12 protein-coding genes are annotated in these 14873 nt (G+C 37.2%); 6 read left to right on the top strand and 6 right to left on the bottom strand.

Going from position 1 to position 14873, the window contains the following annotated elements:
* Positions 1 to 155 precede the first annotated feature (155 nt).
* Entirely contained in the window at positions 156 to 1625 is a 1470-nt protein-coding gene (gene guaB, locus BLR60_RS00290; RefSeq protein WP_090496073.1) for an IMP dehydrogenase, read from the bottom strand.
* Between the two features lie 226 nt (positions 1626 to 1851).
* On the opposite strand from guaB, the gene BLR60_RS00285 reads away from it, so the two are divergent.
* Genes BLR60_RS00285 through ppnP form a run of 3 tightly spaced genes read left to right on the top strand, consistent with a single transcriptional unit; the run spans position 1852 to position 6043 of the window.
* Positions 1852 to 3858, top strand: a complete 2007-nt coding sequence (locus BLR60_RS00285) for a DUF3857 domain-containing protein (RefSeq protein WP_090496072.1) — start codon at positions 1852 to 1854, stop codon at positions 3856 to 3858.
* On the top strand, positions 3858 to 5753 hold the full coding sequence (locus BLR60_RS00280) for a DUF3857 domain-containing protein (protein ID WP_090496071.1): 1896 nt from the start codon (positions 3858 to 3860) through the stop codon (positions 5751 to 5753). Before BLR60_RS00285 ends, BLR60_RS00280 begins: the two co-directional genes overlap by 1 nt.
* Positions 5754 to 5761: 8 nt before the next feature.
* The gene (gene ppnP, locus BLR60_RS00275; protein WP_090496070.1) at positions 5762 to 6043 is read left to right on the top strand and encodes a pyrimidine/purine nucleoside phosphorylase; all 282 of its coding nucleotides are present in this window, start codon (positions 5762 to 5764) and stop codon (positions 6041 to 6043) included.
* 136 nt (positions 6044 to 6179) lie between these two features.
* Here the strand turns inward: ppnP and BLR60_RS00270 are convergent, their stop codons facing one another.
* Both BLR60_RS00270 and BLR60_RS00265 read right to left on the bottom strand, forming a co-directional pair.
* The gene (locus tag BLR60_RS00270; protein WP_090496069.1) at positions 6180 to 7451 is read right to left on the bottom strand and encodes a M16 family metallopeptidase; all 1272 of its coding nucleotides are present in this window, start codon (positions 7449 to 7451) and stop codon (positions 6180 to 6182) included.
* On the bottom strand, positions 7444 to 8688 hold the full coding sequence (locus BLR60_RS00265) for a M16 family metallopeptidase (RefSeq protein WP_090496068.1): 1245 nt from the start codon (positions 8686 to 8688) through the stop codon (positions 7444 to 7446). Before BLR60_RS00265 ends, BLR60_RS00270 begins: the two co-directional genes overlap by 8 nt.
* Before the next feature lie 152 nt (positions 8689 to 8840).
* Between BLR60_RS00265 and BLR60_RS00260 the strand changes: the two genes are divergently transcribed.
* Both BLR60_RS00260 and BLR60_RS00255 read left to right on the top strand, forming a co-directional pair.
* The gene (locus BLR60_RS00260) at positions 8841 to 9044 is read left to right on the top strand and encodes a hypothetical protein (RefSeq protein ID WP_090496067.1); all 204 of its coding nucleotides are present in this window, start codon (positions 8841 to 8843) and stop codon (positions 9042 to 9044) included.
* A gap of 169 nt (positions 9045 to 9213) precedes the next feature.
* Positions 9214 to 10338 (top strand): CofH family radical SAM protein, encoded by a 1125-nt coding sequence (locus BLR60_RS00255; protein ID WP_090496066.1) that lies wholly within the window; start codon positions 9214 to 9216, stop codon positions 10336 to 10338.
* A gap of 51 nt (positions 10339 to 10389) precedes the next feature.
* Here the strand turns inward: BLR60_RS00255 and BLR60_RS00250 are convergent, their stop codons facing one another.
* The 3 genes from BLR60_RS00250 to BLR60_RS00240 form a co-directional block, all read right to left on the bottom strand.
* Positions 10390 to 12057: a zinc metalloprotease gene (locus BLR60_RS00250; protein WP_143008998.1), complete on the bottom strand. Its 1668-nt coding sequence runs from the start codon at positions 12055 to 12057 to the stop codon at positions 10390 to 10392.
* A gap of 239 nt (positions 12058 to 12296) precedes the next feature.
* On the bottom strand, positions 12297 to 13166 hold the full coding sequence (locus BLR60_RS00245) for a ferritin-like domain-containing protein (RefSeq protein ID WP_090496064.1): 870 nt from the start codon (positions 13164 to 13166) through the stop codon (positions 12297 to 12299).
* 18 nt (positions 13167 to 13184) lie between these two features.
* Positions 13185 to 13919, bottom strand: a complete 735-nt coding sequence (locus BLR60_RS00240; protein WP_090496063.1) for a ferritin-like domain-containing protein — start codon at positions 13917 to 13919, stop codon at positions 13185 to 13187.
* Positions 13920 to 14044: 125 nt separating this feature from the next.
* Between BLR60_RS00240 and BLR60_RS00235 the strand changes: the two genes are divergently transcribed.
* On the top strand, positions 14045 to 14827 hold the full coding sequence (locus tag BLR60_RS00235) for a LytR/AlgR family response regulator transcription factor (protein ID WP_090496062.1): 783 nt from the start codon (positions 14045 to 14047) through the stop codon (positions 14825 to 14827).
* Positions 14828 to 14873: the final 46 nt, after the last annotated feature.

Genomic DNA, 14873 nt, shown 5'->3' with positions numbered 1-14873 from the left:
GCTCATGAAAGATCCTGAAATAAATCCGATGGCTATCGGATCAGGATGACGATTAGCGCAAAAAAAGGGGCTATCGTAAACCGATGCCCCGTCATTTTATTCTTAAAATATTTGAGTATTATTTACCTTATACCCTAAGCCCCATACCCTAAAACTTATCTAGTGTAGTTAGGTGCTTCTTTAGTTATCGTAATATCGTGTGGATGACTTTCCCGCATACCTGCAGCTGTGATCTGTACAAATTGCGCTTCCTGTAATGCTTCAATATTGGCTGCTCCACAATAGCCCATACTCGCACGTAAACCGCCAATATATTGATACATCACCTCTGCCAAGGTACCTTTAAATGGTACGCGACCAACAATACCTTCCGGAACCAGTTTTTTAATATCATCTTCCACATCCTGGAAATAACGGTCTTTAGAACCTTGTTCCATTGCTTCGATCGAACCCATTCCACGGTAAGATTTAAATTTACGTCCTTCGTAAATAATGGTTTCACCGGGCGATTCTTCCACTCCTGCAAATAAAGATCCTGCCATTACGGTGCTAGCTCCCGAGGCAATTGCTTTGGCAATGTCACCTGTGTGTTTAATTCCACCATCAGCAATAACAGGCACGCCTGTACCTTTTAGGGCTTTAGCGCATTCATAAACTGCATACAACTGAGGAACACCAACGCCAGCAATAATTCTGGTGGTACAAATAGAACCCGGACCAATACCTACTTTAACAGCATCAGCACCAGCATCTGCTAAAAATTTCGCAGCTGCACCCGTAGCAATATTACCAACAATAACCTGTAAATCAGGATATTTTGCTTTAACTTCTTTTAATTTATCTACTACACCTTTAGTATGGCCATGTGCGGTATCAATGGTAATTACATCAACACCAGCATTTACTAAAGCATCAACGCGTTGTAAAGTATCAGCAGTTACCCCTACCGCAGCACCTACCCTTAAACGGCCATGTTCATCTTTACAGGCTAAAGGATAATTTTTAACTTTCGAAATATCTTTAAAGGTGATTAAGCCACTTAAGTAACCATCTTTGCTCACAACAGGAAGTTTCTCTATTTTATGGTTCTGAAGAATCTCTTCTGCCTGAACTAAAGTAGTTCCTTCTGGTGCAATGATTAAATTATCTTTAGTCATTACTTCGGAAATCGGTCTCTTCATATCCTTTTGGAAACGTAAATCCCTGTTTGTAATAATACCAACCAATTTATTATCACTGCTTACCACCGGAATCCCCCCAATTTTATGCTCTTTCATAATCTTGAAAGCATCAGCAACTACGGCTGTTTCCAACAAGGTTACCGGATCCTTAATCATACCACTTTCTGAACGCTTAACCTTACGAACTTCTGCAGCCTGTCTGTCTATCGTCATGTTTTTATGTAACATACCAATGCCGCCATTTTGCGCGATGGCAATGGCCAGTTCGGCTTCGGTTACGGTATCCATTGCGGCAGAAATCAATGGAACATTGAGCTTAATTTTTTTGGTTAAAAAAGTGATTGTATTTACCTCACGCGGCAGAATTTCAGAATATGCGGGTACCAATAGTACATCATCATACGTTAAACCTGTGGCAATAAACTTTGTGGAATCGAGTTGCATAGCAAATAAATTAGGATTTATTATTTGCCAGGCAAAGATACGAAAATCGAGTGAAAATAAAAGTATAAATTTAAAAATGCTTAAATATTGAGCTTGTCTGACAATTAGGTTAAGTAGATTGATTTTATGCTACCCTCCACTTGCCTGCTGAAAGCACAAAAAATTATTTTAAAATAATTCAGGGAATGTTTTTATACTTGCAATAACCAAAAAACTAATTTTACACATGCAGAAAAATGCTCTCCGATTTCTGATTCTAATGCTATGCATTGGAATTAGCAGCCTTTATGCCCAAACATCCAAACCCGTAAAAAGAGAATTCAAATTTGGTAAAATTGCCCCTACAGAATTCGAAATAAAAGCCTCCGGGCAGGACTCTTCAGCTTCAGCTATAAAACTTTTTGATGTTGGCGATTGCTATTTTGAAATAGGCCCTACCTCAGGCGGCTTTATTTATGTTTTCGAAAGACATATCCGTTACAAGATCTTAAACAAAAATGGTTATGATCTGGCCAATTTTAAAGTAGAACTTTATAAAAGTGGTAATTCTGCAAAAGAAGACCTTAATTATTTAGATGCTGCAACCTACAATATGGTTGATGGTAAAATGGTGACCAGCAAACTTAACAAGGATGCCAAATTCACGGAAGAGTTTAACAAAAACTATATAATCAAAAAATTTGCGCTTCCTAATGTAAAAGAAGGTTCAATCATCGAGTTTAAATACAAGATCAAATCAGATTTTATTTTTACGTTACGCGGCTGGAGGTTTCAATCCAGTGTTCCAACACTTTGGTCGGAATATAATGTGAAAATACCAGAATACCTTACTTATAAAACCAATATGAGTGGCTATTATCAGGTTGATCATCCACTTCATGAAAATGTAAATGCATCTTATGTAACAGGAGTCAATTCAAATGCAGTGTACGATAAATATTGTGCGGCTAATGTTCCTGCTTTGAAAGAAGAGCCTTATGTAACCACCATGGATGACTACAATCCAAAAATTGAATTTGAGTTAAGGGCAACCAATTTCCCTGGTGATGTTTACCATGATTATAATGGCTCATGGTCTAAAATCATTACTGAGCTTGCCCAGGATGAAAACTTTGGTGGTTACATTAACCGTAATGGTTATGCAAAATCGGTACTTCCTGGCATTTTGAAAGGCGAAAAAGATACGCTCGCCGCCGTTAAACTCATTTTCAACTATGTTAAGAACAGTTTAAAATGGAACAAGCAATATTCGAAATATTCAAACGAAACTAATCCTAAAAATCTTTTTGAAAAGAAAACAGGATCATCAGGCGATATTAACCTTGCTTTATTGAGTTTACTAAAAGAAGCCAAAATTGAAGCCTATCCGGTATTGATCAGCACAAGGGAAAATGGCACACATCCTGGTTATCCATTAATCTCCGCATTTAACAATGTAATTGCTGTTACACAGATTGGAAATGAACTTTATTATCTTGACGCTACAGATAAAGATTTACCTATCGGAATGTTGGATTATGAAAACCTGAGTCACAATGGTTTTTACATGGATTTAAAAAACAACGATGGCAAATGGCTTTCTACAGAACCCAATGTTCCGAGTGAAAAGATTTTTGTGTACAATATGGTGCTGGATAAAGAACATAAACTCAGCGGAAAAATAAATCAATATGCCAAGGGTTATGCCGCTTTAAACCTGCGCAATAAATACAGGGCCACAAATAACGAAACCGAATTTATAAAGGGCTTTAAAAAAGATAAAACGGGTTTGGAGGTTTCTGCATACAAAATAGAGAACCTGGATAACCTTGATGAGCTGTTAAGTGAAAGCATGGATGCGGTTATAGAAGATAATGTAGAGGAAGCCGGCAATCTGGTATACTTTACGCCGCTCCTTTTTGAAAGGACAAAAGAAAATTTATTTAAATTGGAGCAGCGTAAATTTCCGGTTGATTTTGCCTATCCATTTAAAGAAAGCTACCGCATCACCGTAAACTTTCCAGACGATTACGAGATTGACAAACTTCCTAAAGGAGGGATCTTTAAACTTCCTGAGGATAATGGCACTTTCACCATTAATTATGTAACAGAAGGTAAAACACTACTGGTAAGAAGTAACATCAACGTAAATAAATCATTTTATACGCCAGAAGAATATTTCGATCTGCAAGCGTTATTTAAAGCTATCGTAGAAAAACAAGCCGAACAAATCGTATTTAAAAAGAAAGTATAATGAAGTATTATTTAAGTTTGGTGTTCGCTACTGCAATTATTAATACCACATTTGCCCAGATAGATTACGATGTAGCAAAAATTCCCGAAAATCTGAAAAAGGATGCTGTAGCCGTCATCAGAAATGAAGAATCTTTTTTTGATGTTAAGGGGCTGGGCGCTGCAAAAATGGATTATAAAGTAGCAATAACCATTTTGAACAAAGCTGGTGAAACATATGGTGAAATGGAAGAAGTTTACGATAAGTTTAGCAACATCTACAACATTAAGGCTGCTCTTTACGATGCATCCGGAAAAAAAGTAAAAGACTATAAAAGTTCAGATATTAAAGACCAAAGCCTTATTTCGGACTTTTCAATCTTCGAAGACAACAGACTTAAGCTCTTAAAATTTGTAAGTTTAACCTATCCGTACACCATAGAATATAGCTACAGCCAGGACTATAAAGGATTGCTCTCTTTTCCTTCATGGCGTGACCTGAGAGGTTTTGGCATAGCTGTAGAAAAATCTGCCTACACGATTCAAAGGGCAAAAGACTACAAAATGAGGTACATTACCAGTTCAAATTTACAGACTGACTCGGTAATCAATGGCGAGAAATTACAGTATAAATGGAAAAGTACAAATGTTGCAGCGATTGCTAACGAACCTTTAAGTACAGGATTTGACAACATTTCTGCATGGGTTAAAGCTTCTCCTAATCAGTTTGAATATGATGGTTCTACAGGGAATTTTGATAACTGGAAAAATTTCGGTTCGTGGATCTTCAATTTAAATCAGGGAGGGAATAAACTTCCTGAAGCAACTAAATTGATGGTACAAAACTTGATCAAAGATGCTAAAACACCAAAAGAAAAGATCAAAATTTTATACAACCATTTGCAACAAAATACCCGTTATGTTAGCGTTCAGTTAGGAATTGGCGGTTTTAGGCCGATTTTGGCTGAAAAGGTTGCACAGGTAAATTATGGAGATTGTAAAGCACTTTCTAATTATATGAAAGCTTTGCTAAATGAAGCGGGAATTGCCTCAAATTTAATTATGATTGGAAACGATATGCCTAGTTTAAATCCCAACTACTCAAGTTTGGGACAGGCTAACCACATGATTTTATGTGTTCCCCTTGCAAAAGATACCACCTTTCTAGAATGTACCAGTCAGTATAACCCAATGGGCTTTATCGGCTATGGCAATTCTGACCGGAATGTACTGATGGTGACTGAAGACGGAGGAAAACTGGTGCATACTCCGGTTTACCAGCCCAAAGAAAATTATCAGGTCAGAAAAACCAAAATTACGCTGGCGGAAGATGGTACAGCAAGTTCAGAGATTAAAGCTACTTATGGTAACGCACAGTTTGAAGAAAATTTTTCGATGACATTGATGGAGCCTGTTGATCTCCGCAAAAAAATAATTGAAGAAAGCGCTATTCCGGTAGCGGAGCTGATTAGTTATAAGTATTTACAACCAGATAAAACAGTCCCGGTGCTTACTGAAGAAATTATTTTTAAAACCAACCCATTGTTAACCAAAGGTGGAGATAAACTGTTTTTAGTGGTTAACCAGATTAACCGACGCGAAAGCGTTCCGCTTAAATTAGAAGGAAGAAAAACATATTTTGCTGTTCCCTTTGGTTATAATGATGATGATGAAATTAATTATATCTTACCAAAAGGATACCAGGTAGAGTTTATTCCAAAAGATATCACAATTAGTTCTGAATTTGGAACATATACGGCAAAATTCAGTGTTAAGGATAATATAATTGTTTATAGCCGTACACAAACCATGAACAACAAAAAATATCCACCAGAAAAGTATGGTGAATATGTAGATTTTTATAAAAAGATTTATCAGGCAGATAAGCAAAAAGCAGTTTTAACTAAAACTTTATAAATTAGCATATGATTACTGAAAACCAATATTTTGATGGCAACGTTAAATCTTTAGGCTATGAAACCACTGAGGGAAAATCGACCGTTGGTGTGATCAATCCGGGAGAATACACCTTTGGTACAGCTCAAAAAGAAATAATGCATGTTTTAGAGGGCGAATTGGAAGCCTTACTTCCTGAAACTACTGAATGGCAAAGCATTAAAGCCGGCAGTAAATTCGAAGTTCCGGCAAATTCATCGTTCAAAGTAAAAACGATTGTACAAACGGCATATTTATGCCAGTATAGATAAATTTAAAAAAGTCGTCATCTCGACTGAAACGCAGTGATTGCCTGCCCGTACGGGCGGGAAGAGATCTATCCCGATAGATTTCTCGACTTCGTTGCACTTCGCTCGAAATGACGGCCTCTATAGACTTAATTTCTACTTACTTCTTCCCGATCACTACTTCTGTAAAATTTTCTGTAGTAAGGTATTTATTAGCCAATGCCAACAACTCTTCGGCAGTAATGGTCTTTACTTTTTCGATGTATTTAGTATAATAATCATAATCCAGTCCTGAAAAATAAATATTCTTAAATTTATCGGCATGTGAAAAAACATTCTCCAAACTGCCTAACATCGATCCCAGCATGTAGTTCTTAACCAGGTCCAGTTCTGCTGTGTCTACCGGTTCATTTTTCAATAGCTCGATCTCTTTATAAATCTCAGTTAGTGCAGCTGAGCATACATCCGCCCCCACTTCGGTAGCAATAAATAGATAACCTGCCTGTTGCAGCGAAGAAATGCCAGAACCAATTCCGTAGGTATAACCTTTATCCTCGCGGATATTGTTCATTAAACGCGAACCAAAATAGCCACCTAAAATCGTATTAAGAATCTGAAGTCCACAAAAATCCTCATGTTTACGGTTTATGGCGAATTGCCCTATTCGGATAGCAGATTGTAATGCATCTGGCTTTTCAGTATAAACTACTTTTCTATCGCTGGCCGTAAAACTGAAACTATTCTTTACCGCATTACTTTTTTCCCAATCGCGGCCAAAAAAATCATTTAAAAGGTTGAATCCAGCTTCGTCAAACTTGCCTGATACCACAATAGTGCAATTATTCGGGGTATAAGCGGCCTTAAAATAATCAAGCAGATCTTCACGCTTTAAGGCATCATAATGTTCTGCCTGGATGTTTACACCATAAGCCGTATCGCCAAATAACGCATGGGCAAATTCCTTTCTCGAAAGGATATCATTTTTCTTCAGGTTAACCTGTAACTTCTGCTTCTGGTTCTGGATATAGATATCCAGTTCGTGCTGCGGAAACTGACTTTCTGATAAAACATCTTTCACAATCGGTAATACCGAATGTAAATGTTTATTTAAGGTATATAACGTAACCGAGGATTGATCCTGCACATATTCTGTTTGAAAGAATGCACCATAAAAATCAATTTTTTCGGCGATCTCTTTGGCTGATAATTTATTTGTTCCGTTATTGATTAATGCGCTCACCGCTATAGCCTGCAATGGTTTTTCGAGTTTCCAGTTTACATTATCAAAAATAAATTCGATGCGTACCAAATCCTGTTCTCCGGAATAAATGGTATAAACGGGTACACCATTATCCAATACTTTTTTTTCTGGCTGGATAAAGTTTATGGTAGATACCTGTTTAAAATCAGGTGCCTGTTGTCTGTTAAGCATTTTCTTCAATTAAGTAATATAAAGTAGATGATGATTTTTGGTTAAAAGTTTCGTTGGATATCCTTTTGATATCTTCTGCCTCTACTTTTAAAAACTCTTCGGTTTCACGGTTCAGTATAGCAGCATCGCCCAACAGCTCGTAGTAAGCCAGGTTCATTGCTTTGTCCAGCAGACTCATCTCAGAAAAAACAAGTACTGACTCTACCTTGTTTTTCACTTTAGTTAATTCAGCTTCAGAAACCAGTTCTGTTTTTATCTTTTCCAGTTCTGCCCAGATGGCTTTTTCTGCCGTTTCGATGGTTACGCCTTCCACCAATTTACCCTCAACAATAAATAAACCCGGATCTAAACTGCTCGAAATATAGGCATTGATATCGCTAAAAAGTTGCTGTTCTTTCAAAAGGCTGTTGTATAAACGCGAAGATTGTCCACGTGATAAAATATCCGACAATAAATCAAAAGCGTAATAATCCTGACTTAACCTTCCTGGCATTTTAAAAGCCATATAAATCGCATTTAAAGGTACGTTAGCCTTAACTGTTTCTTTTCTGGCTTCGGTTTGCGGTTCCTCCTGAACTAAATTCCGGTTATATTTCTCACCAGCAGGGATTGGCTCAAACCATTTTTGGGCCAGTTTTTTCACATCAGCTGTTTTCACATTCCCGCCAACAACCAAAATCGCATTTTGTGGCGTATAATGTTTCTTAAAAAATGATTTCACATCATCCATTGTTGCATTTTCGATGTGCGAAAGCTCTTTCCCGATGGTTGCCCATCGATAGGAATGCTTTTTATAAGCTAATGGGCGTAACTTTAACCAAACATCGCCATAAGGCTGATTAAGATAACGCTGTTTAAATTCCTCACTTACCACATTACGCTGGGTCTCCAAGCTTTTTTCGGAGAAAGCCAGGCTCAGCATCCGATCGCTTTCCAGCCAAAAAGCAGTTTCGATATTTTCTGCTGGCAAAGTGATGTAATAATTGGTAATATCATTACTCGTAAAAGCGTTATTTTCTCCCCCTACCCGTTGCAAAGGTTCGTCGTAACTGGGAATGTTTACCGATCCACCGAACATCAGATGTTCAAATAAGTGAGCAAAACCCGTTTTTTCAGGATCCTCATCCCGGGCACCTACATCATATAAAATATTTAGAACTGCCATTGGAGTTGTTGCATCCTCATGCACCAAAACTTTCAACCCATTGGCCAGCGTAAAACGATTAAAATCTACCATAAGTGACAAATATAAACGAATTGTTGAATTGCTAAATTGTTTAATCAAGTAAACTGATTATTATTTGTTATTTGTTTAAAAAAAATAATGCAAACAACCTTGTAATTTCTTTATGACATCTAATTATATACTTTGATAAAAATTGAAAAAATATGCTCACTTCTACTATAATATCACTTGTAGCCGCTGCAGCCGAGAAGTTTATAGATAGTACTAAATTTAATGCCGATAAAAAAGCAAACAGGTTATTGGTGCTATTGCAACCGGCGAGAGCAAGGTTAAACAGGTTTCAGATGCAGTTGCTGTCTGTCAAAATGCAGTTAAAAATAACATTATCAAGGCCAATGGAGGTTTAAAAAAAGTTAACGATAGCACAAAAAAGCATTTAGAAGAAATTAAAAAGCAGGGAAATGACTTGCTAAACCTCTTTAAACGTAAAACAGGTAACACAAAAAATAATTAGGCTGCATTGTTTTTTTATAATCCTGTGATTATAGTGATACTAATTTCGAGTATTTTTGCCTTATGAATACAGCCGATTTACTGCAACGGGCATTACATTTTGATTTTTTAACGCAAGAGGAAGGTGTATACCTATACCATCATGCCGATACTGCATCATTGATGTTTGTAGCCAATGAGCTTAGAAAAATCCAAGTGCCGAGTGGCAAAGTAACCTGGCAGATCGACCGTAATGTAAATACCACCAATGTTTGTATTGCGAATTGTAAATTTTGCAATTTTTTCCGTAGACCTGGTCATGATGAAAGTTATATTACCGACATTGAGACCTATAAGGTTAAAATAGAAGAAACCTTCCGCTTAGGCGGCGATCAATTGCTGTTGCAAGGTGGTCACCACCCCGATTTGGGTTTGGCTTTTTATGCTGATCTATTCAAAAAATTAAAAGAATTATATCCAGATTTAAAACTTCATGCACTAGGTCCGCCGGAAATTGCCCACGTAGCCAAGCTGGAAGGAATCACGCATACTGAAGTATTAAAAACACTTAAAGAAGCCGGAATGGATTCTCTACCTGGTGCTGGCGCTGAAATATTAAACGATCGTGTAAGGCGTTTGATCTCTAAAGGTAAATGTGGTGGACAAGAGTGGCTCGATGTAATGCGTGCCTGTCACCAGTTGGATATCACTACCTCCGCAACCATGATGTTTGGCCATGTTGAAACCATTGAAGAGCGTTTTGAGCATTTGGTTTGGATCCGTCAGGTACAGAGCGAAAAACCCGCCGATGCAAACGGATTTCTGGCCTTTATTCCATGGCCTTTCCAGGACGATGGTACTTTATTAAAAAGGCTCCGTGGAATTAGCAATACCGTAACTGCCGATGAATACATCAGAATGATTGCCTTGAGCCGCATCATGTTGCCTAACATCAAAAACATCCAGGCGAGCTGGTTAACTGTTGGAAAAACGACTGCCCAATTGTGTTTACATGCCGGAGCAAATGATTTCGGATCGATCATGATTGAAGAAAACGTAGTATCTGCTGCTGGTGCACCACACCGTTTCACTGCTAATGGCATCCAGCAATCTATTAAAGCGGCTGGTTTTGAGCCACAGTTACGCGGACAAAAGTACAACTACCGGGATTTACCAGAACATTTGGAAGAGCAGGTGATTACTTATTAAAAAAAGCCACAAATTTTCTAACTTGTGGCTTCTTTAAAAAATATTATCTCCTTATAAAGACAAATTTCGATAGATATCTCCATTCTTTTTAGTTAACCAAGGATGTCCTTCATTATCAACAGCTATAGTATACCCAGTAGCGCCAACGTTATACCAATCATAGCCAGTCCAACGAAATAACTGATAATCTCCATTTGCATTTGCAGCACCACCTAATGCAAAAACGTGACCTTGTAAACCAGTAACACCATTTAATGCTACCTCTTTAAAATTTATGTATTGTGTAGAAGTATAAAAAAAGCTGGTATTTTCCCTTTTAATGTAAAAATTACCCGCGTTATCGATTATAGCCATTCCTCCGTTTAAACCAGAAGCAATTTTTAATGCACCAGGTGCACTAATATTTTCCCAAGCAGAAGTAGCTGAATTCCATTTTTTTATATTATATCCATTTGAACTGGGTTCGGTACTAACAACATACAACTCTCCATCTCCATTTGTAGCTATATCCAACGCTTCCGCTCCCGGATAAGTTATTGGGCTGGGATAGCCCATACTATAAATTTGCTTTGAATTATCAATCCAGAAAGGATTTCTATCGTTAGCTGGTACAGCAATTTTAGTAGCAGTACCATTACCAAACCAACCTCCGGCTGTTTGCTGAACCCAACCGCTACCGTTCCACCATTGTACATTATAATCGCCTGTAGATGTAACATTATTTCCTACAGAATAAATATCATTATTATGTCCTATGGATATATTAGTTGCTTTTCCAGAAAGAAGCTCCCAATTGCCTATAGTTTTAGGATACATTGTTCGTAATGCAATAAGATCATTGTTAGTAAAGCCTTCAAAAGAATCAAGTATTAAAGAACTGTTCATATAAGAAAACGAATCAGACGCAGCGGTACCTGCAATTTGCATTTCATCAGAAGCAGTACCATTCGTATGGGCCAAACCGATAACATGTCCTAACTCGTGAGTAATTGTTAAAGTTTTCTGAGCCAATGTAAAATAATCATGGTTATTGTAAATTCTGATATATGAACCGGGAGCGACAATATATTGTCCTGGCGGCGTTATAGCATAATGTGGCCTTTGTGCATCAGCAATTACAGCCGAATTTGCATTTGTTGTTCCAGTCTCAGAAATTGTAACATTCTGTCCATCCAAAACTTCCCTTATCTTTATCTTGGTTATACTTGTTAAACTATTAAGATTGAAGTTATAAATGGCTAATTGAGCTGCATTTCTCCAAGATGGCGTTGTAGCATTAATTTTAACTTTGATGTTAATTATAAACTGATCATTAACAAACCAGGGATTTCCATTGTCTCCGTTTAAAAATTGACGTTGGCCGATCACATCAGGCCTAACAGCGGACTTTCTTAGGGATATTAACTGATCAATTGTTAAGTTTTTTTTATTCAAACTATTGTTTCCTAATTCTATTTCCATTGCAAGCTTTACATCCTTTTTGAACATAAAAACATCATTATCAATTACAAACGATGAATCTAAACCCGAAAATGTAATATTGTTGGCTTTTTCGCCCCTTGACACTAAAAAATTGACTAAATACTGTAAACTATCAGGTATTCTGGAATTTTTAACCGAGGTCGTTTTATCAAACTCTTCTGTTAAATTTTGCCTTCTACAAGAAAACATTAATGTGATAGCACAAATGAGTAGCATTAATAAGATGTTTTTTTTCATTGCTTTTAGATGTTATATTAAAATAAGTAACTATAGTAATAGTTAAAAATACAAAACACAAAATAAAAACTACAATTAAAGGTAATAAATTACACAACTCAATGTTGTACAGCAATAAAACGAACATATTTAGGTAATGCCGTTTTTTAAGCATATAAAAAAGGGAAGTAAAACTAAAGTTCTACCTCCCTACCCTAAACGAAACATTACCTAATTAATAATGTCAATATTTTGGTGTACTATGATAACTTTTTACCTGGCTGTAAAAACAGGTTAGCAATTGTTACCACGCTTGCCTTATCTAAAGGTTCATCAAAACTTTCTACGGCCGCTGCCTTAGTAATACCTGAGAATCCGCCAATCCCCACAATATTTGCTCCAGCCTGTACGGTTAAATCCTCGCCTGCATATACAGCATCAACAGCTGCTACACCTGAATCATTTGCTTGTCCTGAAGCACCAAGACTAACCCATGGTTTATAAACGGTAGAACCTGCAGCTGTACGCATTTGACGGATATGAGATGCATGACGTGCTTCAACAGAATGGATTTGAAGTGCTGTTTGTAATACTGGACTACCCAACAAGTTTCCAGCTTGTCCTTTATATGCCCTAACACCTGTATCCTCAAAACCCTGTGCTACGGCCAAAAAGGTGTTATAATCAGTATACACATTAGCAAATGTGCCACCTGCTCTAAAATCGGTATCTGCATAGGCAATTGGTGTACGGGCAGAACTTCCCAAAGCACCTACCAATAAATCTACGTGTGCTTTTTCATGATCACGAATGGTAGTGATTGCGGTTTTAGCTGCTGCTGTTGGGTAAGTAAAAGTAACATCAGTACCTAATAATGCGTGATTATAAAAATGATATTCTAAATACTCCAATGACAAGGCAAAGTTTAATACGTCAACAACACCTGATGGTAAAGTCGACTGTCCATATGCTTTTTGAAACATAGAGCCCAAAGCCAGAGGCATAGCAGCCAATGAGATTTTTTTACCCATATTGAAAAAGCTTTTCATGGCAGCTCTTCTAGGGTTTAAACGCTCATAAACCTCACCATCAACTTTTTCAATTTCTTCTAATATATTTATGATATTCATGATTTCTAGTTTAAAGTTTTAAAGATTGATTACGTTAATTTTGGTTTTGATGTATTTCGAAGCAGCAGCCAAAACTTTATCTGGCGTTAATGCCGCGTCTAAGCCACTTGCGTTATTTGCACCTAGTGAGGTAAGGCTATTCAGATCTGCAAATGATCCGTTGGAGATTATATCGCGAACATAAGCAGCGTGACGGGCTTCAACTGATACAATTTTACCAGCTAATAATAAGTAAGTACCGGTTTTTAGTCTTGGACCAGCGCCATTGTAGGCAGCAACACCTAAATCTTCAAAAGCCATCGCAGCTGATAAAACGCTTGCTTCGCTGGTAAAATCGATTGAAGAAAAATCAACTTCCAAACTTCCAATTGCAGCGGTTCCTAAAGCAGCTTTAAAAAACTCTCTATGCGCTATTTCATGAAACTGGATATCCTGGAAATATGCTTTTTTTGCAGCAGCATTTGTTCCTGTAAATTGAGTATTACTGTTAGCAACTTTAATATAAAATGCTGCTTCTAATTGCTCTAAAGCATAAGCATAATTTAATACGCCAAAATCGTCTTTAAAATCCAGTGTTGCACCACTCATTGTTGGGTTATCGTAACCGCGATCTTTGCTACACCCCGCAGCAACTAAAGCAATACCTGCAGCACCTGCACCTGCATACTGAAGAAAAGATCTTCTGCCCACAGTCTTGTCAAACAAACTTTTCTCCTGAAGCTCGCTTTTTGTTTCTAGTTCATTGTTTTTCATAGTCATCTATGTTTTAGTGGTTTTGAATACGTTTGATGATACATACGTGACAATTTGCATACTGGTTTTTTCGATTTGCATTTTTTTTTGTAAGAGCATTTTAATACATTCACCAACCTATAGCTATGACTACATTAAAGGCCATTATTGTTGATGATGAGGAGTTTGCACGATCATCATTATTTTTTTTACTGCAGCAGAATTGCCAGCAGGTAGAAATTACCGGCATTGCAAGATCTGTGGCCGAGGCAAAAGATATTTTGGCTCATCATCCTATTGATCTGATTTTTTTGGATATTGCGATGCCTGGGGGAAATGGCTTCGAATTGATTCCCGATGCGCAAAAACACCATGCCGCGGTTATATTTACCACGGCCTATGATCAATATGCCTTAAAAGCAATAAAGGCAAATGCACTCGATTATCTGTTGAAACCCATTGATATTGATGAACTTAAAATAGCGGTAGACAAAGTTTCCCAACACATCAAATTGTTTAAAAGCCAGAACGAAAATGATGAACGAATCAATAATCTGGCTTCCAGTTTAAGTTCGAGATCTGAAATCAGGAAACTTACGCTCCCTTATGGTCAGGGTTTTAAAATGATTGACATTGATGACATCATCTATATTGAAGCCGATAGCAATTATTCCATTGTACACTTAAACAACCATGAAAAAATTACCGTTTCTAAAGTATTGAGGGAGTTTGAAGAACTATTGCCAACCGATCAGTTCGTTAGGATCCACAAATCAAGCATTATTAACCTTAACCACTTAAAGGAATACAATTCTAGAAACGGACTACAGGTTTTCCTGAAAAACGGCGAAATCATCAATATTTCCAGAAGAAGGGCAAGCGATTTTTTTGAAAAAATAAAGTTATTTACTAAAGCAAACAGTGATTAATAGACCGCAGATAAAAATAAGAAGATTAGCGCAAAAAGCTATCCTG

This window comes from Pedobacter terrae, assembly GCF_900100705.1.
Classification (GTDB): Bacteria; Bacteroidota; Bacteroidia; order Sphingobacteriales; family Sphingobacteriaceae; genus Pedobacter; species Pedobacter terrae.
Note: the sequence above shows the minus strand (reverse complement) of the source record. Positions and strands in the feature narration are given on the sequence as shown.

Coding starts and splice junctions, on each gene's coding strand:
- BLR60_RS00265 (WP_090496068.1), bottom strand. CDS start 8,688: ATGGTAGATTTTAATCGTTTTACGCTGGCCAATGGGTTGAAAGTTTTG.
- BLR60_RS00280 (WP_090496071.1), top strand. CDS start 3,858: ATGAAGTATTATTTAAGTTTGGTGTTCGCTACTGCAATTATTAATACC.
- ppnP (WP_090496070.1), top strand. CDS start 5,762: ATGATTACTGAAAACCAATATTTTGATGGCAACGTTAAATCTTTAGGC.
- guaB (WP_090496073.1), bottom strand. CDS start 1,625: ATGCAACTCGATTCCACAAAGTTTATTGCCACAGGTTTAACGTATGAT.
- BLR60_RS00250 (WP_143008998.1), bottom strand. CDS start 12,057: ATGAAAAAAAACATCTTATTAATGCTACTCATTTGTGCTATCACATTA.
- BLR60_RS00260 (WP_090496067.1), top strand. CDS start 8,841: ATGCTCACTTCTACTATAATATCACTTGTAGCCGCTGCAGCCGAGAAG.
- BLR60_RS00255 (WP_090496066.1), top strand. CDS start 9,214: ATGAATACAGCCGATTTACTGCAACGGGCATTACATTTTGATTTTTTA.
- BLR60_RS00235 (WP_090496062.1), top strand. CDS start 14,045: ATGACTACATTAAAGGCCATTATTGTTGATGATGAGGAGTTTGCACGA.
- BLR60_RS00270 (WP_090496069.1), bottom strand. CDS start 7,451: ATGCTTAACAGACAACAGGCACCTGATTTTAAACAGGTATCTACCATA.
- BLR60_RS00285 (WP_090496072.1), top strand. CDS start 1,852: ATGCAGAAAAATGCTCTCCGATTTCTGATTCTAATGCTATGCATTGGA.
- BLR60_RS00245 (WP_090496064.1), bottom strand. CDS start 13,166: ATGAATATCATAAATATATTAGAAGAAATTGAAAAAGTTGATGGTGAG.
- BLR60_RS00240 (WP_090496063.1), bottom strand. CDS start 13,919: ATGAAAAACAATGAACTAGAAACAAAAAGCGAGCTTCAGGAGAAAAGT.